This window comes from Pseudoxanthomonas mexicana, from assembly GCF_014397415.1.
GTDB classification, from domain to species: domain Bacteria; phylum Pseudomonadota; class Gammaproteobacteria; order Xanthomonadales; family Xanthomonadaceae; genus Pseudoxanthomonas_A; species Pseudoxanthomonas_A mexicana.
Genome location: NZ_CP060731.1, coordinates 2063283 through 2085310, shown reverse-complemented (window position 1 = coordinate 2085310; position 22028 = coordinate 2063283). Strand labels below are relative to the sequence as shown.

Sequence of the window (22028 nt, the reverse complement as noted above, 5' to 3'; positions counted from 1 at the left end):
GGAGAGGGATGCATATAGACAGTGCGCGATGCGTACCGAGATTCCTTCTCCCCGCTTGGCGGGGAGAAGGTGGCTGAAAGCCGGATGAGGGGCGAGCGCGATGCATGCAGCCGCACCACCTCCTGTTCGCGGCGTTGGCGACACTCCCTCCACTCTCTCGCACGGGCTCCGTCGCCCCTGATCCGCCGTTGGCACCCTCTCCCCGCGATGCGGGGAGAGGGATGCATATAGACAGTGCGCGATGCTTGGAGCACAGCGCACGGTGTTGCGTCTGCGTCGATAACGACGTCTGCATCCATGGCCGGGCCGGCGAACGCGATGCTTGCCTATACACCTTCTCCCCGCGCGGCGGGGAGAAGGTGGCCGAAGAGCCTGCCCCGTACCTGATACAGAGCCAGATGAGGGGCGAGCGCGGTGCACGATGCCGCGCGCGCATGCGTGCGCGCCGTCGCCGCGCCTTACGCGTCGCCTTCGTCCATCGGCCCGGGCAACGCCGACAGCGGCTGCACCGCCACGCGGGTGGCGTCCGGTGCGGTGACGGGACCCAAAGCCATCACCGCCATGGCCAGCAGGCTGGCGGTGGACAGCGGTGCACGCCCGGGCACGCTGCCTTCGCAGTGGCGACGCGTGCGCAGGACGCGGCGGCGGCCGGCATCCGGGGACGCGCGCTTCATACGTTGGGCGGGGGCGCCAGGCGTGCGCGGGGCAAGGGCGGGTCGGTCAGCGAGGCCAGCGACTGCAGCTGGCAGAACGTCGCGTCATAGGCGGCGACTTCTTCCTGGTACTGGCACAGCGCGCGGAACGGATTGCGCGCAGAGAGCGCCTGCGCCGTCGCGCGCAGGCGTTCGCCGTCGGGGTGGCTCTGCACCAGCGCCGCCACCCACACGGTGAGGGCTTCGAGCTGGCCGGTGGTGCGGGCGTCGCTGGTTTCCAGACGGTCCAGCAGGTTGTGCAGATGGGTTTGCGAGTACAGCAGCATGGGGCGTGGCATCCGGTACGTGATCACCGCGGCCTGGCCCCTGTTCCGGCACGTCGGTTCTTTCCCTGATCACGCGGGTCGGCGCGCAGGCCGGCCACCGCGGCGGGCCGGAGTCAGGCGCCGTTGGGGAACGCATGACTTCCGGCCTACGTGCGCGGCGCTCAGCCGCGCAGGTTCACCTCAGCGACCTTGTCGTGGTAGTCCTCTTTCGGGTCCACGCCGAGCAGCATCTTCACCCCGGCCAGCAGGCTCTGCTCGTTGAGCCAGATTTCCGCATGCTCGGCATCGAAGCGCAGCAGAGCGAGCTTGGGATCGTCCTTGCCGCCTTCGTACCAGGCGGCGACGAAGGGGTTCCACAGGCGTTCGATCACCGCGCGGTCGTCGTCGCGCACCAGTGCGCCCTGCAGGCTGGCGAAAATGTCATGGCCCATCGATGCGAACGTGGCGATGGCGCGCTGCGGCGCCTGGGTGCGCTGGGCCAGCACGTTGTCGGTGGAGGTGAAGATCCACAGCGGGCCGCGGCCCTCGTGTTCCAGCAACGCGGTCATCGGCCGGGTATGGCCGTCTTCGGCGCCGTCCAGGCCCAACATCAGCGTGCGATCGGACTTGATCGCCTTCCACAGCTTCTTTTCCAGTTCTTCCGGCGTATGCATGGCGTGCTCCTCGTCGTGGATGCCACCACGCTAGGCGATGCGGCGTCGCGCCGCCGTCAATGCAGCCGGTTGCCGTCAGTCCCGCGTCATGTTTGTCGTACCGGCGTCACGACGGCCGTACTGGCGCATGAATGCAGGCGCCCTGCTTTCACCACGCGTTCGCGAGCGCGCGCGCAGCCTGCCCCTGCGATTCCCCACAGGAGAAACGTCATGAACACCCCGCGCTATCTGCTGTCCGTCGGCCTGATGTCGGTGATGTCGGCCGCGGCGGCGCAGACGTATGGTCCGCAGGACGAAGGCCGCCGTTTCGACGACGGCAGCCGGGTGGTCTGCAAGAACGTGGAAGTGCGGCAGAACAGCCGTGATCCCAACCGCGTAGCCGGCACCGCGATCGGTGCGGTGATCGGCGGCCTGCTGGGCAACCAGGTGGGCAGCGGCAACGGCAAGAAGGTGGCCACCGTCGGTGGCGCCGTGGCCGGCGGCGCGATCGGCCGCAAGGTGCAGGGCAACCAGCAGGAAACCAAGGGCGACCGCATCGTCGAACGCCGCTGCGAACGCGTCTACCGCTGAGCGCAACGCACCGCCTGCGATGGGCGCCTGCCGCGACGAGGCGGCAGGCGCCCGTCGTGCCGCACCGACAAAGGCGGCCACGCATCCGCCAGACGCAGCAGGAGGACTGCCATGTCGAACCGACCCCGCCCCAACGAGCACAGCGACGCCGCCAAGCCCGACACGCCGGACAAGTACCGCAACGACAAGGCGCGCTGGAAAGAACCCGTGCCACCGGATGCCACCCCTGAAGGCAGGCCCGATCCGGAACGCGACTATCCCGATGCGCAGGACACCGTGGCGCACTGAGCCGCACGGCGCCGCATCGCGTGATGCGCCTGCGATCTCATCCCCTTCCATCGATACCCGATGCGCCTGCCGGATGCCGGCAGGCGCACGGGAGCTACTCAATGCGGGCGCGTGCGGTCCAGCGTGAACGCATCGGCCACCGCGTGCTTGGCCCGTTCCCAGGTCAGCTTCGAGCCGCCCTTGAAGCGGTCCCAGCCGCGCTCCAGGTCGGCCGCCAGACGGTCGTCCCATTCGCGGTCGGCGTACTCGCCGCGCGCATACGTGCCATAGCGATACGCCGGGCGATAGTCGTCGAACGCATCGCCGTCCTGGCGGTAGGCCGCCTTCTGGAAGTGCTGCGCATAGGTGGCGTCGCTCCACGCATACGCGCCGTAGGTGCGGTCGGCGCGCTCCCAGGCATCGCGCGCGGCGGGCCGGGCGTGCTCCCACTCCAGGCGCGACTCGCCCTTGTCGGCCTCCCAGTCCGCCTGCAGGCGGCGTTCGGTCTCTTCCCACGACTGCTCCGGGAATTCGCCGCGCGCCACAGCGCCCGCACGGTACACGCCAGCGTAGTCGCGCTGGAAGTCGTACTGGTCCGAGTAGTACGGGCGCGTGCGGTGCGCGTCGCGCCAGTAGTCCACCTCGCCGGTGGGATCGATGCGCTCGGCCACGCCCTTGCCCGCGGCCGCGCCAATCACGGTGCCGGCCGCCGCGCCGATCAGCGTGCCGATGGGTCCGAACACGGTGCCGGCCGCCGCGCCGGCGGCCAGTCCGCCGGCCACGCCGCCCACGCCCACGCCCACGGGGTGTGCGCCCGGCGTGCCGGTGATGGGGTCGCGGTTGGCGTCACGTTGCGAAGTATCGCGTGTCATCTGGAAAGTCCTCTATGCAGTGATGAAGCCGCGCGACATTGCCCGGCCCCATTCCGTTCGCCGGCGATGCATCGCCGCGCGTGCGGAGTGGCACCGATACTCCGCATTCCAGGTGATCACCGCGTGCACTGCGCTCAGCTTGATGATCGCGCCGTGAGCGCACGGCGGCATTTCGCGAAACGGCAGGTGAACCGCCGCGCACGATGCGCATTCACGACGGCGGACACCGTGCACCACTTCACGCGGCGGCGATGTCACCGCGCGGCAGGTGGATCACGAACGTGGTGACGCCCTCGTCCACGTGCGCGGCCACGTCGCCGCCGTGGGCGATGGCGATCTCGCGCACGAGGAACAGCCCCAGCCCCAGGCTGGCGTGCTCGCCCTTGTGCGCCGGCAGCGAGCCGCGCCGCAACGGGTCGAACAGCGCATGCAGCGCGTCGGACGACAGCGGTTGGCCCATATTGCTCACCGCGATACGTACGCTGCGCGCATCGCCGGTCAGGGCCACGTCGATCGGCGCGGCCCGTTCGCCGTACTTCACGGCATTGGTCACCAGGTTGTGCACGGCCTCGCGGATGCGCGCATCGTCGAAGTACCCGTGCGTGGCGCCCTGCACCTGCAGGCGGAGCGGCGCCTCCGGCAGCGCGATCTGCAGCAGGTCCAGTTCGGCCGCCACCGCCTCGCCCAGGTCGCAGGCGATGCGGTGCAGCGGCATGCCCGCGCCCAGCGTGCTCTTGCTGTAGTCCAGCAGGCCATCCACCAGCCGGCTCAAGTGTTGGCCGCCGCTGAGGATGCGCGCGGCCTGGTGCGCGTGCGGCGTGCCCTGCGCGGTGTCCGCCAGCAGCTCGGCGGTGCCCACCACGGCCGCCAGCGGGCCGCGCAGGTCATGACCCAGCGCGCCCAGGAAGACGTTGCGCCACGATTCCACCGTGCGCGAGAACTCCAGCAGCGATTCGGCCACCGCCTGATCGATGGCTTCGTTGAAGCGCATCATGTCGTCGATGGCATCGCCGGACAGCGCCTGGTCGGCCGCCCACAGGCGCAGCACCGAGGCGCGCAGGGCGCGGTACTCGGCGATCATCTGGTTCACCCCGAAGCCGTCGTCGGCGCGGCTGCGCCCGTGGCTGCTGGCCGCCGATTCCGGGCTGGTGGCGTGCGCGGTGCGGCCCTGCGCCTTGTCGCGCTGCTCGGCGGCGCTCTGCGGCGTGCGCAGGTCGGCCACGATGTCGCGCAGGATCAGCGGGATGTCGTTGCGCAGGCGCTTGTGGTTCAACTGCGCGCCTTCCGGCGCCTGGGTGATGGCGAAGTCCACCGCATCGTCGAGGATGCGCTGCATGTTGGCCTGGATGAAATCCGGTAGTCGCATAAGCACGTCCTGTTGTTCCTTCTGCGTCGTGTGATCGGTGATGTCTTCCCCTTGGGATGGAATGCGCAGTCGCATGTCAGTTGGCGAGGCCGCGCGGATCGCGCGGGTCGTCGATGTGCACCTGCGTTTCCGGTGGATCGGGACCGACCGGCACGTCGTCGGGGTCGCCCGGATCGCGCGGCATCGGGGGCCGTTCCGACGGCGGCGGACGCTGTGGATCGCTCGGCGTGCCAGGGGGGCTGGGCTTGCCCGGTTCGGACGGCGTGCCGGGCGGCGTGGGCCGGCCCGGCGGTGTCGGCGTGCCGGGCTCGCTCGGCTTCGGTGTGCCGTGCGCGGTGATGCCGTGGGTGTTCATCATGTCGGTCCTCCTGCGCGCCGGTGTGGCGCGCCTAGGTGCGCTCCGTGGAGGCCTGTAGCGCGGCGGCCAGCGCGGCATCGCCGGTGACCAGGTCGGCCCAGCGGATCTCCACGCCGTTGCGGCGACCTTTCTCCACCAGCTTCAGTCCGGTGGGATCGATCGTCAGCGTGTAGGCTTGGTCGCCCAGCATCAGTTCGCGTCGGAGCGGTTTGTCGAGGGGAGTCATGCGGTGTCCTCAGATCTGCGGGGGATGGCGACGCGGTTGTCCGTCCTTCGCGCCGGGTTCGGCTTCGGGGTCGTTGCGCGCGTCGTCGGTACGCTTGCCGTGCGATTCGCCGGGCACCACGTCGCCCTCGGGGCGGCGCTGTCGTTCGATCGGGTTGGGCGCGGCCGGTGTGGCGTCGCGGGGGGTGCGATGCATGGCGGATTCCTCGCTTGCGGGCGTCCAGCGTCGCCACGCAGACGTTGGCCACACGTGATGGTGGCCTGTGGATTTTCAGCAGGCAGTCACGCTGTACCGCGCAGTACGACTGCGGGCTGAACGCGGGCACGCCGTGCGCACGGCGCGTTGACGCAGGCACCCGCAATCTTCAGCGCATGTTGTGCCACGAACGTATCGACGCGCGTCTTTCCGATGCCGAAATGCTGGTGATGTCCGGTGCCGATATCGGCGACCCGCATGCGTTCCTGCGCGGGTTGTGGGTGCAGGTATACGACCACGCACCCATGCACCTGCGTTCGTCGGTACTGCGCCGCCTGCATGCGCTGTCGCGGCAGCTGGGCGTGAACTACGTGCACGGCGAGCCGGACGCCGCCGACTGACGCGGCGCGCCGTCTTGCAGGAATCAGGCCGCCGGGCGCAGGCCGGCCAGCGCGTCCTGGATGTCCTGGCGGCGGAACGGCTTGGCCAGCACTGCCGCATCGGCGAAGCGTTCCGGCAGGCCCTGCTGGCCGTAGCCGGTGGTGAAGAGAAACGGCACGCCGCGCGCGCGCAGCGCATCGGCCACCGGGAACGACGGTTCGCCGGCCAGGTTCACGTCCACCACCGCCAGGTCCACGTCGGCGGTATCCAGTTTGGCCAGCGCGTGCTCCACCGATCCGGCGCTGCCGGCCACGGTGTAGCCCAAGGTGGGCAGCAGGTCTTCCAGCAGCATCACCAGCAGGAACTCGTCTTCCACGATGAACACACGCGGTGCGGGGTCGGTCGTCGTCATGCGGCCACTCCTAGGTCGGGCATGGGGGCGGTGATGCGGCAGTGCACGCCCGCGGGTTGGAAGTCCAGGGCCACGTCGCCGCCCAGGTCGTGGCGCAGGCCGCGCTCGATCAGGCGCGAACCGTAGCCGCGGTGTGCCGGCGCCACCACCGGCGGGCCATCCATTTCCTGCCAGTGCAGCACCAGGCTGCGACGGCCCTGCTGCGGCTCGGAGGTCCAGTGGATGCGCACGCGTCCCTGCGCCACCGACAGCGCGCCGTACTTCATCGCGTTGGTGCACAGCTCGTGCAGGGCCATCGACAGGGCCAGCGCGCGTTGCGGTTCCAGTTCCATCGGCGGGCCGTGGATGTCGAAGCGCTGCTCGTCCCCTTGCAGGCACGGGGCGATGGCGGTGCGCACGATGTCGTGCAGCGGGGCGTGTTCCCATTGCTGGCGGGTCAGCACGTCGTGCGCCTGCGCCAGTGCGTGCAGGCGTGCTTCGAAGCGGTCGCAGGCCAGGCCGATGTCGTCGGCGCGGCGCAGGGTCTGCAGGGCGATGGACTGGACGATGGCCAGGGTGTTCTTGACCCGGTGGTTGAGTTCGTTGAGCAGCAGGCGCTGGTGTTCTTCGTGCTGGCGGCGCGCGGTGATGTCGGTGGCGGCGCCGAACCATTCGGTCACCTCGCCGCCGATGGGGCCGATGGGCACGGCGCGCGAGGCGATCCACGACCAGCCGCCGGCTTCGTTGCGGATGCGGTGTTCGGCGCTGAAGGTGCTCTGGCTGGCGCGCGCGCGGGCGATGGCGTCGGCCACCAGGTCGCGGTCGTCGGGGTGCACCAGCACCTCCAGCCAGGCGGGGGTGAGCGAGCCGTGCCGGCCCAGCAGCAGGCTGCCGCCCACGATGTCCACTTCGCTCCAGTCCGCGTTGGTGCGGTAAACCAGGTCGGTGGTGGCGTCGACCATGGCGGCCAGCCGTTCTTCGCTGCGGCGGCGGGCTTCTTCGTGCTGCTTGCGTTCGGTGACGTCGCGGGTGGTGCCGGCGACGGCTTCCACTTCGCCATCGGGGCCGATGACGGGCACCAGCAGGTAGTCGTAGATGCGGCGGCCGTTGGTGCCGTTGAACGGCACGTCGCCGCGCACGGGCTGGCGGGTGGCGATGACCTGTTCGATCTCGCGGTCATGCATGGCGGCGTGCCAGGGTTCGTAGCCCAGTTCCAGGCAGTTCCTGCCGATGGCTTCGTCCCAGGTCTTGCCCCACATGGCCAGCAGGGCGGCGTTGGCGTAGGTGAAGCGGTGCTGCAGGTCCCACATGTAGACCAGGTCGGGCGTGGTCTGCAGGAGGGTTTCGTACAGGCGGAGGCGCTGCTCCGCCGAGGCGTGCGCACCGCCTGCCATCGAGGCGCTGTCCATGGACGTGGGGTGTTCTGATGGCGACGCCCCCACCCTACCGCCCGTCGGCGTGGGCGACCCGTGAAACTTGGCAGGGGGGTGGCCTGCGCAGGGGCTTCCGTTCAGGCGGGCCCATAAAAAAAGGCCCCGCGCTGCGGGGCCTTGGGGTGGTGCGGCGCGCGGGCTCAGGCGTTGACCACGGCTTCGCCGACGGGCTCGGCGGTGGCCTTGCGGCGGGCGAAGCGCGAGGCCAGTTCGCGGCGCGCTTCGTCCACGCCCTTGTCCTTGCCCGCCACTTTCAGCACGCCGTACACCTCCAGTGCGGCGGCCATCAGGTCGCTGCCGAGGGCGAGTTCGGTGTCGGCCATGCGCTGCATCAGGTGCGCCAGCCTCGCCGCGCGCGGGCGCAGCAGTTCGAGGGCCAGGTGGTCCTGGCGGAAGGCGTCGATGTCGAAGTCGCGCGGCATCAGGCCGGCGTGTTGTTCGGCCACGCTCAGCGCGGTGGCGCAGAAGGCACGCGATTTGTGCCCCATCTTCACCAGGTCCTGGCGTTCTTCGACGGTCAGGGCGATCAGCAGGTCGAGGTCGGCTTCGAGGGCGTTCAATGAGCCGTCAATGCGCTCCAGGCGGTCAGGCTGGAACGTCATGGCGATGCGGTTCTGTGTCATGTGCTTGCGTCCTTTCAGGTTGTGCCGGCCGGGTCCGACCGGCACACGCAGCCTACTGCGCCCTACCCGCGTTGCGACGCCTGCGCACACTAATGAAGTACTTCTCACATTCGCCTGCGCGATTGGGCGGAAAACCTCCGTGCGATACCGAAAAACACCCAGCGTTGGACCTAAAACATCCAACGCTGACCGCTACTGTGAGAAGAAACACCGAAAAACATCCAACGCTAGACCGAAAAGGGGAAACGTTGGGCGTTAGTGAGAGATGAGAGGCCGGAAAACCTGGAACGTTTCACCAAAAAGGGGAAACGTTGGACCTTACTGTGAGAAGAAACACCGGAAAACATCCAGTGTTGGATGTTTGTGTGAGAAGAAACATCAAAAGCAGTCCGACTTTCGTGCACTGCGCGAGAAGAGCTAGGCAGACACCTCTGGCGTCGGACGTTCTGCACTGGCTCTTAGGGGAGAGGAACACAATCCCCATCAGCGCCTTCCTCAATTGTCGTTGAGACCATGAGGAGCACGGGTGTGCAATCGCTCCTTCCACGAGTTCTCTACCCCCACCACATCCGCCAACTCCGAGTCGGGTGACAGACGCTGCAGGATGCTAAAAGAAAAATGGTTGGGATCCAGCCCGCGAAGCAAGCGATTGCCGCCGTGACCGGAGTCTGCATAGCTTTGCCACCGGCCCAGCAAATTGTCCCCTCCGGCCGCAGATCCTACGTAGCGCTTACCCGTCGAACGATCGAATATCAGATAAACGCCGCGCCACTGCGACAGCATTACGCGCCAGCTAACTGGCAGGAGAGGCAACTGGCCCCAATCCAAAACCAAGGACTGCCAGTCGGGCATGACGGGGACCAGCAAGCTCTCCTCATGGACCGCATGCAGCGGTATCCGATTCCGGTCTGCCCATCGCCACCACGAACGCTCTATTCCTGGCCACTGAACCACAAGACGCCCTTTCCATTGCGCCATCACCTCTGTCGGATGCAGCTCAAACCAGAGCGAGTGATCGCGGTCCTTCGGGCCACGGCTGCCGAGCTCACGCAACTCCGTATTCTCGGGAATGTTCCAGAAATCGCGCGTCGTTAGGGTTCTGGCGCCAGCGACGCGGTACAGCCCGACGAATACTGCTTTGCCCGCTTCATGGCCGATGAAGGAAGCCAAGTAGCGCGCCCGCGAAAGCGCCTTCTCAACGATGGGTCCATGACTCTGCTGATAAGCATTGAAGATGCTGTGCCGCTCCGCTGCGAGCCAAGGCAGAACCTTCCTGAGCTCCCGCTCGGTGGGCCGATGACGCATGACCAACACTTCGCCGGGATCGATACCTGCTTTGGAAAGCACATCATTGAGTTCGATGGGTACGTACATGACACAGAAACCTCTTGACCCTTGGCCAACCGGCGCCCGACCGAGAGAAGCCGACCACCCACCCATTCCCAGCCCGTAGCGCGCTACTGCATGACAGCCGAGACGGCCCCGGCGCGACACCATATACTCACATTCGTCGGGCGGGAAGGAAGGGGAAAGCGGTGAGTGACGATCTGCAAGTCCTACGAGAGTCTCTTAGGAGGTTCGCTGAGGATCGCGATTGGGGGCAATTCCATACCCCGAAGAATCTGGCTGTTTCGCTGTCCATTGAAGCTGCTGAAGTTCTGGAGCACTTCCAGTGGTTGACCGACGAACAGAGCAAGAATCTGTCGCCGGAGCAACGGGACAAAGTAGCCCTTGAGATCGCGGATGTCCTGCTCTACTTGCTGCAGTTGGCGGACAAGCTCGAGATCGACCCGGTGGCCGCCGCCAAGAACAAACTGGCCATCAATGCCGAGAAGTACCCGGTCGACAAGGCCAGGGGCAGCAGCAAGAAATACACGGAACTTTGATCGGGACGCCAAGGGGAAGGCTCGCGTGATCGTTTACCAAGCCACGAAACACAAGTTCCTGGACGACAACGACAACAGGAACATCGAAGACGTCATCAATGCGGCTTACGTGCAGAAGACCGGCCGTTACGCGACAGATTCAGAATTCAAGTCTTGGGCTGCATCGCTGCGCGAGATGTCGCGCGTGCTGCGCGACCCCCAGATTCCCGACGATATCGGCGTGGGCGTCGAATTCGGCATCCCGCAGACGGCCAAGCGCATCGACTTCATCCTCTCGGGCACGGACGATACCGGTACGCCCCACGTCGTGATTGTCGAGCTGAAGCAGTGGTCATCCGCCAAGCTCAGCGACAGGGACGGCCTGATTGTCGCCAACCGAGGCGGCCGTACAGAGACCGAAGGCCCGCACCCGAGCTACCAGGCGTGGTCCTATGCCGCCCTGCTCAACGGCTTCAACGAAGCCGTCTACGAGTCCGGCACCGCCCTTCAGCCATGTGCCTACCTGCACAACTATCGGGACGACGGGATCATCCGCGACGCGCGTTACACCCCCTATCTGGACAAGGCACCGGTCTTTCTGAAGGGCGAGGACGAGCTGAAGCGCTTGCGCGACTTCATCAAAAAGCACGTGAAGAAGGGGGACAAGGGAGAACTTCTCTACAGGATGGAGAACGGGCGTATTCGCCCTTCCAAGATGCTGGCCGACAGTCTGGCCAAGATGCTCAAGGGCAATCAGGAGTTCGTCCTGGTCGACGACCAGAAGGTGGTCTACGAGACCTGCCTGGCCCGTGCCGAGCAGGCAAGTGAAACCCGCAAGCAGGTGGTCATCGTCAAGGGTGGCCCCGGCACTGGAAAGTCGGTGGTCGCGGTCAATCTGCTGGTGGCGCTGACCAAACGCGGACAGGTGACCAAGTACGTCTCCAAGAACGCCGCGCCCCGCGCCGTGTATGCGAAGAAGCTGGCGGGTCAGGTACGCAGAGCGGAAGTGGGCAACATGTTCTCCGGCTCTGGCGGCTTCCATAACGCGGAGCCCAACGTGTTCGACACGCTTGTCGTCGATGAAGCACATCGCTTGAATGCCAAGAGCGGGCTCTACGGCAATCTCGGTGAGAACCAGGTCATGGAACTCATCCGCAGTGCTAAGTGCACGATCTTCTTCGTGGATGACGACCAGATCGTGACGCTCGCCGATATCGGGCATACCCGGGAGTTGATGCACTGGGCGAATGCGGCCGGCGCGGAGATCACTACGCTGGAGCTGAGTTCCCAGTTCCGCTGCGGCGGATCCGATGGCTACATCGCGTGGCTGGACAACTGGCTGGGCATCCGCGAAACCGCCAACACGGATTTCGATCGCGACAGTTTCGACTTCAGGATCGTGGACTCACCCGTCGAGCTTCATGACCTCATCCGGGAGAAGAACAAGGTCAACAATCGGTCACGGGTGGTGGCGGGGTATTGCTGGGACTGGAAGAGCAAGAAGGATCCGGATGCCTACGACATCGTGATGCCTGAGTTCGGGTACCAAGCGCAATGGAATCTTGATATTGACGGAAGCCTGTGGATCATGGCCCCCGATTCAGTTGAGCAAGTTGGCTGCATCCATACATGCCAGGGTTTGGAACTTGACTATGTCGGGGTGATAGTTGGACCAGACTTGGTCCAGATCGATGGACGCTTCACATCGAACGTCAAACAACGATCCAGCCAAGACCGAACCGTGCGCGGGTACAAGATCAGGCTTGCCGCCAACGCATCAACAGCGAACCATGTAGATAGGATCATTAGAAACACCTATAAAACACTTATGACCCGCGGATTGAAAGGTTGTTACGTATACATCCATCAAAGCTCTTAGTCGGCAGCCGCCCCATAATGCTTTATTAGAGATCAGCCATGAACAGCCGAGTCAATAAACTTATTGAGGAATTCGAGAGTCGACTAGCTCTTTACAACGACTTCAGACTATCGGCAAGCAATGCCATAACGGAGCTACTGAGGCTGGAGGGCCTTGAAGTCCACTCCGTAACCTCAAGAACGAAAACCAGAGACAGCTTTATCGAGAAAATAGGCCGCGCCGAAAAGGATAGCTACAATTCCATCGACGAGATCACAGACATTGTTGGAATTCGCGTCATCACAAACATTGAAGACGAAGTGGATAAGGTTGGCGAGATAATTTCTAGAGAATTCTCTGTAGATGCAGCAAATTCGGTAGACAAGCGCCAGGCCTTAGATGTGGATAGGTTCGGATACTTGTCACTGCACTTCGTTTGTCAGTTTAACGATGCCAGAACTTCCGTGCCGGAGAATAGGCGATTTCGCGAACTAAAATTTGAGATCCAAGTAAGATCAATACTTCAGCACGCGTGGGCGGAGATTGAACACGACCTTGGATACAAAGCCGGCTCTGCCATTCCGCAAACCATTCGAAGGAGATTCTCTCGTCTTGCCGGCCTTCTTGAGATAGCTGACGATGAGTTTCGACGTCTCCGAGATGATCTATCCGCTTACGAGTCCAATGTTTCCACACAAATCGAGATTGAGCCCGCATCGGTTGCGCTAGATGACGTTTCACTCGCAAGCTTCCTTAAAACGAATAGAGCCGTCCATGATCTTGACGAGGAGATGGCGAGCTACATTGGCTGCGCCATATCAGATAAGAAGTTCACCAATCTAGCCTCAGCACTACTTGAGACAAAGATTAGCTCGATCGAAGAGCTTGATAGAGCACTGAACGAGTCTAGGCAGATCATTCTTACCCAATGGAAGTCGAGAATGGATGGAAAAGACGGCCCATCATCAAAGATGATCAGGCGAGGAATTTCGCTATTCCACCTTTGGCAGGTGCGCGCTTTCGAACAGGGCGGCGGCGAACGGCTGGCGGAGATATTCGCCCAACTCATGAACAACCCTAGTTTCGATCCAGATGGAAGTACGGTTTCGGCCATTCGGGATGCAGTCACGCGATCGTAGCCTTTGAATAACCCATGTTTTCCCATTGGATCTAAATAGGAAGCCGCATCATCGAATTGCGATGCACACGCCGATCCGCGGTGATTGAGCGATCTAATCCCTTAATTTCAACACCGGGTTCTCATCGATCGTCCCATCCTCGTTGACCACCACGTAGCGGTCGCCTTCGCGGTTGAACAGCACGGGGATGGGGATCTTGAAGAGGGGGCGGCGGACGAACTTCAGGCGCCAGTGGAAGGTTTCCATGGTGTGGATGGTGGCCTGCTGCTCCGGCGTAAGGCCGGCCAACAGCGTGGCGTCGTCCAGCTTAGGCGCGCCCTTGCGGCGCTCGGGGGTACGGGGGGCGGTGCCCGGCGTGTCCGGGCCGGGGGTGTCGCGCGGGCGGTGCGGATCCGTCATCCGGCGGGGGACTCCTGAAGGCATGGAACGAAAGCAGCCCACCGTCGATGACGGCAGGTGCCCTACCTTGTATCGGCCGGGTTCAAGGAAACGTGAGGGTGGTGTTGGGGTGTGGGGGATGTGTTCAGGCGAGCGGCTGGCATCGCGCTCACCCCTCATCCGCCTTCGGCACCTTCTCCCCGCCTCGCGGGGAGAAGGAACAGCGGCGCCTCAGGCGCGCAGGACGAGGGACTGGCTTTCGTCCAGGGTGCCGTCTTCCTGGATGACCACGTGACGCGTGTGGTCGCGGTCGAACAGTACCGGGATGGGGGCCTGGAACAGCGGACGGCGCACGAAGGCCAGGCGCCACTGGAAGATTTCCAGCGCCTCCAGCGTCACCAGCTGCGCCGGCGTCAGCCCGGCGCGCAACGCATCGGCGCTGTGCACGGGCGCGGCCTTGCGGCGCTCGGGCCGGCGGGGCGCCGCCGCGGCGGGCGCGGGGTGCTGCCAGGGGCCGGCGATGACGGAAGCGTGGGCGGCGTTGCGGTGCATGGAGGCTCCAACCAGTACGGTGTCACGGTGCTTCTAACGGCCACGGACGGCCGCTATTGAGGGTGACGACGACCCTGCAAGGCGTGTGCCGGAATGAGGGTCGGCCATGAAAAAGCCCCGCATTGGCGGGGCTTTCTCAGTCGCTGGGTCCCGGCGTTCGCCGGGATGACGGCGGATTACGCGAACGGGTCCTGCAGGACCATGGTGTGGTCGCGGTCCGGGCCGGTGCTGACGATGGCCAGCGGGCAGCCGGACAGCTCTTCCAGCGCGCGCAGGTAGGCGCGCGCGGCCGGCGGCAGCTTGTCCCACTCGGTGATGCCGTGGGTGTTCTCGTCCCAGCCCGGGAATTCCAGGTACACAGGCGTGCACTCTTCCCACCCGCCCGCATCCAGCGGCGCGTACTCGGTGCGCTTGCCGCGGTACTCGTAGGCGATGCAGATCTTCAGCGTCTTCATGCCGTCCAGCACGTCCAGCTTGGTGATGCACAGGCCGGAAATGCCGTTGATGGCCACCGCACGCTTCAGCGCCACGATGTCCATCCAGCCGCAGCGGCGCGGACGACCGGTAGAGGCGCCGTATTCCTGGCCGCGGTCGCGGATGCCCTGCCCCACCTCATCGTCCAGCTCGGTCGGGAACGGACCGCCGCCCACGCGCGTGGCGTAGGCCTTGCAGATGCCCAGCACGTAGTCGATGGCGTCCGCACCCACGCCGGTGCCGGCGAACGCGCCGCCGACCGTAGTGTTGGAGCTGGTGACGTAGGGATAGGTGCCGTGGTCGATGTCCAGCAGCGCACCCTGCGCGCCTTCGAACAGCACGCGCTTACCCTGCTTGCGCAGGTCGTGCAGGATGCCGGCCACGTCGGACTTCATGGGCTGCACGTATTCGCCGAAGGCCAGGGCTTCGTCGTAGGTCTTCTGGAAATCGACCGCGTCCACGCCCAGGTACTTGGTGAGCACGAAGTTGTGGTAATCCAGCGCCGTGCGCAGCAGCTCTTCCAGCTGCTTGGGGTAATGCAGGTCGGCCACGCGGATGCCGCGACGCGCCACCTTGTCCTCGTACGCCGGGCCGATGCCGCGGCCGGTGGTGCCGATGGCCTTGCCGCCGGCGGCCTTCTCGCGGGCCTGATCCAGGGCGATGTGGTACGGCATGATCAGCGGCGTGGCCGGGGAGATCTTCAGGCGCGAACGCACTTCCACGCCGGCCGATTCCAGCTCGTCGATTTCCTTGATCAGCGCGGCCGGCGACAGCACCACACCGTTGCCGATCAGGCACAGCGCGTCGGGGCGCAGGATGCCGGACGGGATCAGGTGCAGGACGGTCTTCTTGCCCCCGATGACCAGCGTGTGGCCGGCATTGTGGCCGCCCTGGAAACGGACGACGGCACCGATTTCCTCGGTGAGCAGATCGACGATCTTGCCCTTGCCTTCATCGCCCCACTGGGCGCCGAGAACGACGACTGACTGACCCATGACGGGTAACTCCTCGATTGGTGGGTGGCCATCGGGGCCACCGGAAGGGGTCGTGCGGGACCACCGCGTTACCGATGCCGGCGAACTCCATCGGGGAGCCGCCCGCCACGCCGGGCCCAGACACGGAAAAAGCCGGCGGGTATCCCACGCAGGGGGCCCGTCCGGCTTTTGTGCATTATCCGGGTTTCGGGGGGCGGGGGCTACCCTGGGCCAGCGGCGCCGTTCAGTGCTTCACCGCCCACAGCAGGGTCAGCCCGAAGATCAGGATGAAGCCGCCGACCGCGCGGACCTGGCCGTCGGACATCTGCAGCAGTTGCAGCGCGGCGCGTTTCCAGCCGGCGGGGATGGCGAACAGCACCAGGCCTTCCAGGATGGCGACCAGGCACAGGGCGGACCAGAGTTCGGACATGGGCGGATTCCCGGCCCGGCGACCGGGCGCGGGGCGATGAAAGACGGAGGGCCAAACGGGACCGGCCGCCCTGGGGCGGCCGGTGGAAGGGCTCAGCGGTCGCTCTTCATGTACTGCAGGAAGGGGTCGTCCTTGTCCAGCACGATCACGCCCTGGCCATCGGCGAACGAGGCGCGGTAGGCCTCCAGGCTGCGCTGGAAGGCGTAGAAGGCCGGATCGCGGTTGGCGGCTTCGCCGTAGATGCGGGCGGCTTCGGCATCGCCTTCGCCGCGCAGCTTCTGTGCGTCGCGTTCGGCCTCGGCCACCAGCACGGTCTGGTCGCGGTCGGCCTGCGCACGCACGATGCGGGCCTGTTCCTCGCCCTCGGCGCGCAGCGCGCTGGCCACCTGGCGGCGTTCGGCGCGCATGCGGTCGTAGACCTGGCCGATCACTTCGCTGTCGGTGGGCAGGTCGATCTGCTTGAAGCGGATGTCGACGATCTGCATGCCCAGGGTCTTGGCGCCGGCGTTGATACCCGGCAGCTGCTTCTCGATCAGCTCGTTGCGATTGCCGGACACCAGCTGGGTCAGCGTGCGCGAGTTGATCTCGTTGCGCAGCGACTCCTTGATGATCGGCGCCAGGCGGTCGGTGGCGGTTTCCTGGTTGCCGCCGGTGGCGCGGTAGAAGTCCGCGGCGTTGACGATGAAGCCGATGGCGATGAAGTCGACGCTGACGTCCTTGCGCTCGGAGGTGAGCGAACGCTCCGGCGGGAACTCGTTGGCGGTGAAGCGCTGGTCGAACACGCGCGCGGTCTCCACCAGCGGCCACTTGAAGTGCAGGCCGGGGCCGATCTCGCTGCGGGCCACGCGGCCCAGGTTGAGCACCAGGCCCACCTGCCCTTCGCGGACCACGAACACCGAGCCCATCAGGCCCAGCAGGACGGCCACGGCGATGCCGACGATCAGGGAGGTCCTCATGGCTGGGCCTCCTCGCGGCGGGGAGTGCGCACGGAACTGCGCGCACCGGACGGGGTGCTTTCGACCTGCGGCATCACGACCTCGGCGGGAAGGGCGCCGGCGGGCGCGGGCGCGGCCTGAGCCTGCGCACCGCCCATCGGCACGTAGATCAGCTGGCGGCTGTCACCCCCGACCACCTTGCGGTTGTCGGCCAGCACCTGCTGGACGGTATCCAGCCACAGGCGCTTGCGGGTGACTTCCGGTGCGTTGCGGTACTCGTCCAGCAGCAGGCTGAAGCGGGTGGCGTCACCGGTGGCCTTGGCGATGGCGGCGGTCTTGTAGCCTTCGGCCACGGTGCGCACGCGCTGGGCCTGGCCGCGGGCCTCGGGCACGATGCGGGCGGCGTAGGCGCGGGCTTCGTTGACCAGGCGCTCGTTCATCTGCTGGGCGCTGTTGACCTCGTCGAAGGCGGGCTTGACCTCTTCCGGCGGGCGCGCGTCCTGCAGGCTCAGTTCGGTGACCACCAGGCCGGTGCGGTAGGCCTCCAGCGAGGCCTGCAGCGCGGTGGACGCGGCCGCGGACAGCGGGCCGCGCGCGTTCAGCGCGGCGTCCAGGTTGGAGCGGCCGATCACTTCGCGCACGGCGCTCTGGGCGGTCTGTTCCAGCACGCGGACGGCGTCGGTGGTGCCGAACAGGAACTTCTGCGGATCGCCCACGCGGTACTGCACGTTGAACGAGACGGTGATGATGTTCTCGTCGCGGGTCAGCACCGGCAGGCTGTTGCTGAAGGTGCGCACCTCGGTGGCGTTGACCTTGGTGACGCTCTCGATGGGCCAGGGGAACTTGAAGTTAGGGCCCGGCTGCATGGTGCGGTTGTACTGGCCGAAGCGCAGCACCACGCCGCGCTGCTGTTCGCCGATCAGCTGGAAGCTGGAGAACAGCACCAGGATGCCGATGCCCAGCAGGACCCAGCGCAGCGGGTTGCCGCCGCCACCGGCGCCGCCGAACAGGCCGCGCAGGCGCTCGACCACGTCGCCGATGCCGCCGCCCTGCCGGTTGCGCGGCTTCCAGCTGTTGTTCCGGTTGCCGTTGTTGCCAGATCCGCCGCTGCTGCTGCCGGGGGTGTTCCAGGCCATGCCCACTCCATCGTGAAGGATTCGCACGGCACGGGGCCGGCGCAGGTTTCGATTCTACTAGATAGGGGCGGCCCGACCGGCAGGCAAGGCCGAGAGGTCATGGGGCCGCCTGACAGCTGTAGGAGCGACGTGAGTCGCGATGGCGTCATCGACCCAGCCCGAGTCCATGCACGCCCCATTCGCGACTTACGTCGCTCCCACGAAAACCGATGCAGGCCCGCCCTACTGCCACTCCTCCCGCTCGACCTTCGGCAACAACGCCTCCAGCGGATGGCCGCCGGCCTGCGAGGCCAGGCGCTGGGCGTCGGCCAGGGCCAGGTCGACGGTGACGCGCCAGCCGTGTTCCTCGAAGTCCTCGGCCAGCACCGCGCCGAGCGCATGCAGGCGCGCGCGCAGGCGCGCGGAGTTGGCCGGCAGATGCAGCTCGCCGCGCACGCGCTGGAAGCCCAGCCGCTGCGCCAGCGCGCCCTTCAACAGGTCGATGCCCTGCCCGTCGCGGGCGGAGATCCATACGCGCTCGCGGCCCATGCCGGCGCTGGGCGCCTCGCCCTCGTCCACGCCGGGATCGGGCTGGTCGTGGCGCGGCGCAGCGCCTTCGATGCGGTCGATCTTGTTGAACACCAGCATCTGCGGCAGGTCGCCGGCACCGATTTCCTGCAGCACCTCGTCGACCTGGGCGATGCGCTCCTCGCGGTGCGGATCGGCGGCGTCGATGACGTGCAGCAGCAGGTCGGCCTCGCGCGCTTCGCTGAGGGTGGAGCGGAACGCGGCGACGAGTTCGTGCGGCAGGTCGCGCACGAAACCCACCGTATCGGCCAGCACCACCGCGCCGCCGGGCAGGTCGATGCGGCGCACGGTGGGGTCGAGCGTGGCGAACAGCTGGTCGGCCGCGTAGGCCTCGGCACCGGTCAGCACGTTGAACAGCGTGGACTTGCCGGCGTTGGTGTAGCCCACCAGGGCCACGCGCGGCAGTTCGCTGCGCACGCGGGCGCGGCGCATCTGGGTGCGCTGCACTTCGACTTTTTCCAGCCGCTTCTGCAATTGCTCGACGCGCTTCTGCAGCAGGCGGCGGTCGGTTTCCAGCTGCGTCTCACCGGGGCCGCGCAGGCCGATGGAACCGCCGCGCTGGCGCTCCAGGTGGGTCCAGCCGCGGACCAGGCGCGTGGCCATGTGGCGCAGCTGCGCCAGTTCCACCTGCAGCTTGCCTTCGTGGCTGCGCGCGCGCTGGGCGAAGATGTCCAGGATCAGGCCGGTGCGGTCCAGCACGCGGCGCTGCAGGAATTTCTCCAGGTTGCGCTCCTGGCCGGGCGAGAGCGGGAAGTTGACCAGCACCAGGTCGGCGCCGGTCGCGTCGGCGGCCGCCTTCACTTCCTCCAGCTTGCCGCTGCCGATCAGCGTGGAGGGATTGGGACGGTCGATGCGCGCGGTCAGCAGCGCGGCGATGCTGGCGCCGGCCGAGCGCGCCAGGTCGCTGAATTCCTCGGTCAGGCCGTCGTCGGGACGGCCGCCGGCATGCGGCTGGATCAGCAGCGCATGCTCGCCCTTGCGGGATCTTTCAAACAATGGGGTCGTGCCTCTTCAATCGAGGCCCGCATTATCACGCGGTTTCGTCGTCGCTGCCTTCCGCCCCGTCCTCGCCCTGCTGCACGTAGCCGCCACCGGGCCCCACGCGCACGTTGCGCGCCGGCACCACCGTGGAGATGGCGTGCTTGTACACCATCTGGCTGACCGTGTTGCGCAACAGGACCACGAACTGGTCGAAGGATTCGATGGTGCCCTGCAGCTTGATGCCGTTCACCAGGTAGACCGACACCGGGACGCGCTCGCGCCGCAGTGCATTCAGGAAAGGATCCTGCAGGGATTGCCCCTTGGACATGACGTACTCCCGCCTTGCGTTCTTATAGTAGGTATGGTGTTGAACCCGGCGCGGCAAACGGCTCCCCAGCCGCTCCGGAGACCCGATGTTACACAACTCCGGCCCTCGGGGGCGCCGCCAAGTCCGGCAGCCGGTCGCAGTTCGGCCATGCTGGCCCCGGCGGGCTCAGCCGCGCGGCAGGAACAGGGCCAGGGCCTGGGCCAGGCGTGCAGCGTCGGTGGCGGGATCGAACCAGCGGGCGTCGAGCTCGCCGCGCAGCCAGGTGAGCTGGCGCTTGGCCAGCTGGCGGGTGGCGGCAATGGCGCGTTCGCGGTAGTCCCGGGCATCGCCCTGCCCGTCCAGGAATTCCCAGGCCTGTCGGTAACCCACGGCGCGCACCGCCGGCAGATCCAGCGGCGCGGCCACTGCCTGCATCCCGGGCAGGGCGCGCAGGGCGCGGACTTCCTCCAGGAAACCCTGCGCCAGCATCAGGTCGAAGCGCTGGGCGATGCGCGCGTGCAACACGGCGCGGTCGGCCGGCGCCAGCACCAGCTTCAGCACGCGGTACGGCAGCCGTTCGCGCCGCGCCGTACGTTGCCAGTGGCTGATCGGCGTGCCGGTCAAGTGGAACACTTCCAGCGCGCGCTGGATGCGCTGCGGGTCCGTGGCATGGATGCGTGCGGCGGCCTCCGGATCGATCCGCGCCAGCTCGGCATGCAGGGCGGGCCAGCCGTCCTGCTGCGCCCGGGCGGCGATGCGGTCGCGCAGGGCGGCGTCGGCCGGCGGCATGGCGGCGAGTCCTTCGAGCAGTGCCTGGAAGTAGAGCCCGGTGCCACCGGCCAGCACCGGCAGACGGCCACGCGCGGCGATGTCGTCCATCGCGCGGCGCGCGTCGTGGGCGAAGTCGGCGGCGGAGTAGACCTGCCAGGGATCGCGCACGTCCAGCAGGTGGTGCGGCACGCGCGCCCGTTCGTCCGCGCTGGGCTTGGCGGCGCCGATGTCCAGGCCGCGGTAGACCAGCGCGGAATCGACGCTGACGATCTCGCCATTGAAACGTTCGGCCACCTCCAGCGCGAACGCCGTCTTGCCCGACGCGGTCGGGCCCATGATGGCGATGGCGGAAGGACGGGGGTCGAGCGACATGCGCGCATTGTCGCATCCGGCCGCCGCGCTGGCCGATGGAACGCCGGACGCGGTCAGTCGTCGTCGGGCCAGCGGATCGCCGGTGTCGCCGCGGCCTTGCGCGGCGTCGGCACGGCGGCGACGGCGTTCCACACCTTCAGGGCATCGACGGTGGCGGCCACGTCGTGCACGCGCACGATCGCGGCGCCGCGCTGGGCGGCGATCAGGTGCGCCGCCACCGATCCGGCCACGCGGTCCGCCGGCACGTCGCGACCGGTCAGTTCGCCGATGCTGCGCTTGCGCGACAGTCCCGCCAGCACCGGCACGCCCAGCTCGACGAAACGCTCGAACCGCGCGAGCAGCTGCAGGTTGTGCGCGGTGTCCTTGCCGAAGCCGAAGCCCGGATCGACGACGATGCGCTGCTTCGCAATGCCGGCCATTTCGGCGGCGAAGATGCGCTCGGCCAGGAAGCGGTGCACCTCGCCCACCACATCGTCGTACTGCGGCGCGGCCTGCATCGAACGCGGTTCGCCCTGCATGTGCATCAGCACGACGGGGACGCCGAGTGCGGCGGCGGCATCGAGCGCGCCTTCGCGGCGCAGGCCGTAGACATCGTTGATCATCCCGGCGCCCGCCTGCACGGCTGCGCGCATCACCTCTGGCTTGGAGGTGTCGATGCTGATCGGCACGGCCACCTGCGCGGCCAGGCGCTCGATCACCGGCACCACGCGACGAAGCTCTTCTTCGACCTCCACTTCGGCGGCGCCGGGTCGGGTGGATTCGCCGCCGATGTCGAGCAGGTCGGCACCCTCCTCCACCAGCCTCAGCGCATGCGCGACGGCGGCATCGGTCGTGTCATGCGCGCCACCGTCGGAGAACGAGTCCGGGGTGACGTTGACGATGCCCATCACCCGCGGGCGGTCGAGCCGGAGGATGCGGCCGGCGCAGTCGAGCTGGGGGACGGTGTCGAACATGGGCAGGAAAAAAGAAAGGCCA

28 protein-coding genes are annotated in these 22028 nt (G+C 66.7%); 6 read left to right on the top strand and 22 right to left on the bottom strand.

The genetic code is table 11. The features are described from left to right. Positions 1–458 precede the first annotated feature (458 nt). The 3 genes from IAE60_RS09665 to IAE60_RS09655 form a co-directional block, all read right to left on the bottom strand. Positions 459–674: a hypothetical protein gene (locus tag IAE60_RS09665; protein ID WP_187572093.1), complete on the bottom strand. Its 216-nt coding sequence runs from the start codon at positions 672–674 to the stop codon at positions 459–461. Beyond that, positions 671–991: a hypothetical protein gene (locus IAE60_RS09660; RefSeq protein ID WP_187572092.1), complete on the bottom strand. Its 321-nt coding sequence runs from the start codon at positions 989–991 to the stop codon at positions 671–673. Before IAE60_RS09660 ends, IAE60_RS09665 begins: the two co-directional genes overlap by 4 nt. 149 nt (positions 992–1140) lie before the next feature. Next, complete coding sequence (locus IAE60_RS09655) at positions 1141–1632, bottom strand: pyridoxamine 5'-phosphate oxidase family protein (RefSeq protein ID WP_185895613.1); 492 nt, start codon at positions 1630–1632, stop codon at positions 1141–1143. A 210-nt stretch (positions 1633–1842) separates the two neighbouring features. Here IAE60_RS09655 and IAE60_RS09650 point away from each other — a divergent pair, with 210 nt between their 5' ends. Together IAE60_RS09650 and IAE60_RS09645 are read left to right on the top strand one after the other, a co-directional pair. Next, a complete protein-coding gene (locus tag IAE60_RS09650; RefSeq protein WP_187572091.1) occupies positions 1843–2202 on the top strand; it encodes a glycine zipper 2TM domain-containing protein in 360 nt (119 codons plus the stop codon). Between the two features lie 111 nt (positions 2203–2313). Further along, positions 2314–2490, top strand: a complete 177-nt coding sequence (locus tag IAE60_RS09645) for a hypothetical protein (protein ID WP_187572090.1) — start codon at positions 2314–2316, stop codon at positions 2488–2490. Between the two features lie 98 nt (positions 2491–2588). Here IAE60_RS09645 and IAE60_RS09640 read toward each other — a convergent pair whose 3' ends face one another. From IAE60_RS09640 to IAE60_RS09620, 5 genes are all read right to left on the bottom strand, one after another. After that, a complete protein-coding gene (locus IAE60_RS09640; protein ID WP_185895610.1) occupies positions 2589–3341 on the bottom strand; it encodes a hypothetical protein in 753 nt (250 codons plus the stop codon). Between the two features lie 238 nt (positions 3342–3579). Further along, positions 3580–4707 carry a sensor histidine kinase gene (locus IAE60_RS09635; RefSeq protein ID WP_187572089.1) on the bottom strand — a complete coding sequence of 376 codons (1128 nt, stop codon included), beginning with the start codon at positions 4705–4707 and terminating at the stop codon, positions 3580–3582. 76 nt (positions 4708–4783) lie between these two features. Beyond that, positions 4784–5065, bottom strand: a complete 282-nt coding sequence (locus tag IAE60_RS09630; protein WP_187572088.1) for a hypothetical protein — start codon at positions 5063–5065, stop codon at positions 4784–4786. A gap of 31 nt (positions 5066–5096) precedes the next feature. Further along, on the bottom strand, positions 5097–5291 hold the full coding sequence (locus IAE60_RS09625; RefSeq protein ID WP_162111329.1) for a hypothetical protein: 195 nt from the start codon (positions 5289–5291) through the stop codon (positions 5097–5099). A gap of 9 nt (positions 5292–5300) precedes the next feature. Next, entirely contained in the window at positions 5301–5486 is a 186-nt protein-coding gene (locus tag IAE60_RS09620) for a hypothetical protein (RefSeq protein WP_187572087.1), read from the bottom strand. A 176-nt stretch (positions 5487–5662) separates the two neighbouring features. On the opposite strand from IAE60_RS09620, the gene IAE60_RS09615 reads away from it, so the two are divergent. Continuing rightward, positions 5663–5887, top strand: a complete 225-nt coding sequence (locus IAE60_RS09615; protein ID WP_187572086.1) for a hypothetical protein — start codon at positions 5663–5665, stop codon at positions 5885–5887. Between the two features lie 23 nt (positions 5888–5910). Here IAE60_RS09615 and IAE60_RS09610 read toward each other — a convergent pair whose 3' ends face one another. From IAE60_RS09610 to IAE60_RS09595, 4 genes are all read right to left on the bottom strand, one after another. Next, positions 5911–6279: a response regulator gene (locus IAE60_RS09610; protein WP_187572085.1), complete on the bottom strand. Its 369-nt coding sequence runs from the start codon at positions 6277–6279 to the stop codon at positions 5911–5913. After that, positions 6276–7667 (bottom strand): sensor histidine kinase, encoded by a 1392-nt coding sequence (locus IAE60_RS19035; protein ID WP_187572084.1) that lies wholly within the window; start codon positions 7665–7667, stop codon positions 6276–6278. Before IAE60_RS19035 ends, IAE60_RS09610 begins: the two co-directional genes overlap by 4 nt. Before the next feature lie 164 nt (positions 7668–7831). Then, entirely contained in the window at positions 7832–8314 is a 483-nt protein-coding gene (locus tag IAE60_RS09600; protein ID WP_187572083.1) for a hypothetical protein, read from the bottom strand. A gap of 495 nt (positions 8315–8809) precedes the next feature. After that, positions 8810–9688 (bottom strand): GIY-YIG nuclease family protein, encoded by an 879-nt coding sequence (locus IAE60_RS09595; protein ID WP_187572082.1) that lies wholly within the window; start codon positions 9686–9688, stop codon positions 8810–8812. 161 nt (positions 9689–9849) lie between these two features. Here IAE60_RS09595 and IAE60_RS09590 point away from each other — a divergent pair, with 161 nt between their 5' ends. From IAE60_RS09590 to IAE60_RS09580, 3 genes are read left to right on the top strand one after another with little or no spacing between them, the layout of a single operon-like run. Then, entirely contained in the window at positions 9850–10200 is a 351-nt protein-coding gene (locus IAE60_RS09590; RefSeq protein WP_187572081.1) for a nucleotide pyrophosphohydrolase, read from the top strand. Between the two features lie 25 nt (positions 10201–10225). Further along, positions 10226–12058 (top strand): DUF2075 domain-containing protein, encoded by a 1833-nt coding sequence (locus tag IAE60_RS09585; protein ID WP_187572080.1) that lies wholly within the window; start codon positions 10226–10228, stop codon positions 12056–12058. A gap of 38 nt (positions 12059–12096) precedes the next feature. Beyond that, entirely contained in the window at positions 12097–13176 is a 1080-nt protein-coding gene (locus tag IAE60_RS09580; RefSeq protein WP_187572079.1) for a GTP pyrophosphokinase, read from the top strand. A gap of 93 nt (positions 13177–13269) precedes the next feature. Here IAE60_RS09580 and IAE60_RS09575 read toward each other — a convergent pair whose 3' ends face one another. The 10 genes from IAE60_RS09575 to folP form a co-directional block, all read right to left on the bottom strand. Continuing rightward, positions 13270–13575 carry a hypothetical protein gene (locus tag IAE60_RS09575; RefSeq protein WP_244966545.1) on the bottom strand — a complete coding sequence of 102 codons (306 nt, stop codon included), beginning with the start codon at positions 13573–13575 and terminating at the stop codon, positions 13270–13272. Positions 13576–13785: 210 nt separating this feature from the next. Further along, positions 13786–14106 (bottom strand): hypothetical protein, encoded by a 321-nt coding sequence (locus IAE60_RS09570; RefSeq protein ID WP_244966544.1) that lies wholly within the window; start codon positions 14104–14106, stop codon positions 13786–13788. Between the two features lie 176 nt (positions 14107–14282). Continuing rightward, positions 14283–15575, bottom strand: coding sequence for an adenylosuccinate synthase (locus tag IAE60_RS09565; protein WP_162109803.1), 1293 nt, complete (start codon positions 15573–15575; stop codon positions 14283–14285). Positions 15576–15798: 223 nt separating this feature from the next. After that, positions 15799–15984 (bottom strand): DUF2065 domain-containing protein, encoded by a 186-nt coding sequence (locus tag IAE60_RS09560; protein WP_162109804.1) that lies wholly within the window; start codon positions 15982–15984, stop codon positions 15799–15801. A gap of 92 nt (positions 15985–16076) precedes the next feature. Then, entirely contained in the window at positions 16077–16940 is an 864-nt protein-coding gene (gene hflC / locus IAE60_RS09555; protein ID WP_162109805.1) for a protease modulator HflC, read from the bottom strand. Beyond that, on the bottom strand, positions 16937–18055 hold the full coding sequence (gene hflK, locus IAE60_RS09550) for an FtsH protease activity modulator HflK (protein WP_187572078.1): 1119 nt from the start codon (positions 18053–18055) through the stop codon (positions 16937–16939). Before hflK ends, hflC begins: the two co-directional genes overlap by 4 nt. 222 nt (positions 18056–18277) lie before the next feature. Continuing rightward, entirely contained in the window at positions 18278–19618 is a 1341-nt protein-coding gene (gene hflX, locus IAE60_RS09545) for a ribosome rescue GTPase HflX (protein WP_185895597.1), read from the bottom strand. A gap of 34 nt (positions 19619–19652) precedes the next feature. Beyond that, positions 19653–19931, bottom strand: a complete 279-nt coding sequence (gene hfq, locus IAE60_RS09540) for an RNA chaperone Hfq (protein ID WP_162109808.1) — start codon at positions 19929–19931, stop codon at positions 19653–19655. Between the two features lie 165 nt (positions 19932–20096). Beyond that, positions 20097–21053: a tRNA (adenosine(37)-N6)-dimethylallyltransferase MiaA gene (gene miaA, locus IAE60_RS09535; RefSeq protein WP_187572077.1), complete on the bottom strand. Its 957-nt coding sequence runs from the start codon at positions 21051–21053 to the stop codon at positions 20097–20099. Positions 21054–21106: 53 nt separating this feature from the next. Beyond that, positions 21107–22006, bottom strand: a complete 900-nt coding sequence (gene folP / locus IAE60_RS09530; RefSeq protein WP_187572076.1) for a dihydropteroate synthase — start codon at positions 22004–22006, stop codon at positions 21107–21109. Positions 22007–22028: the final 22 nt, after the last annotated feature.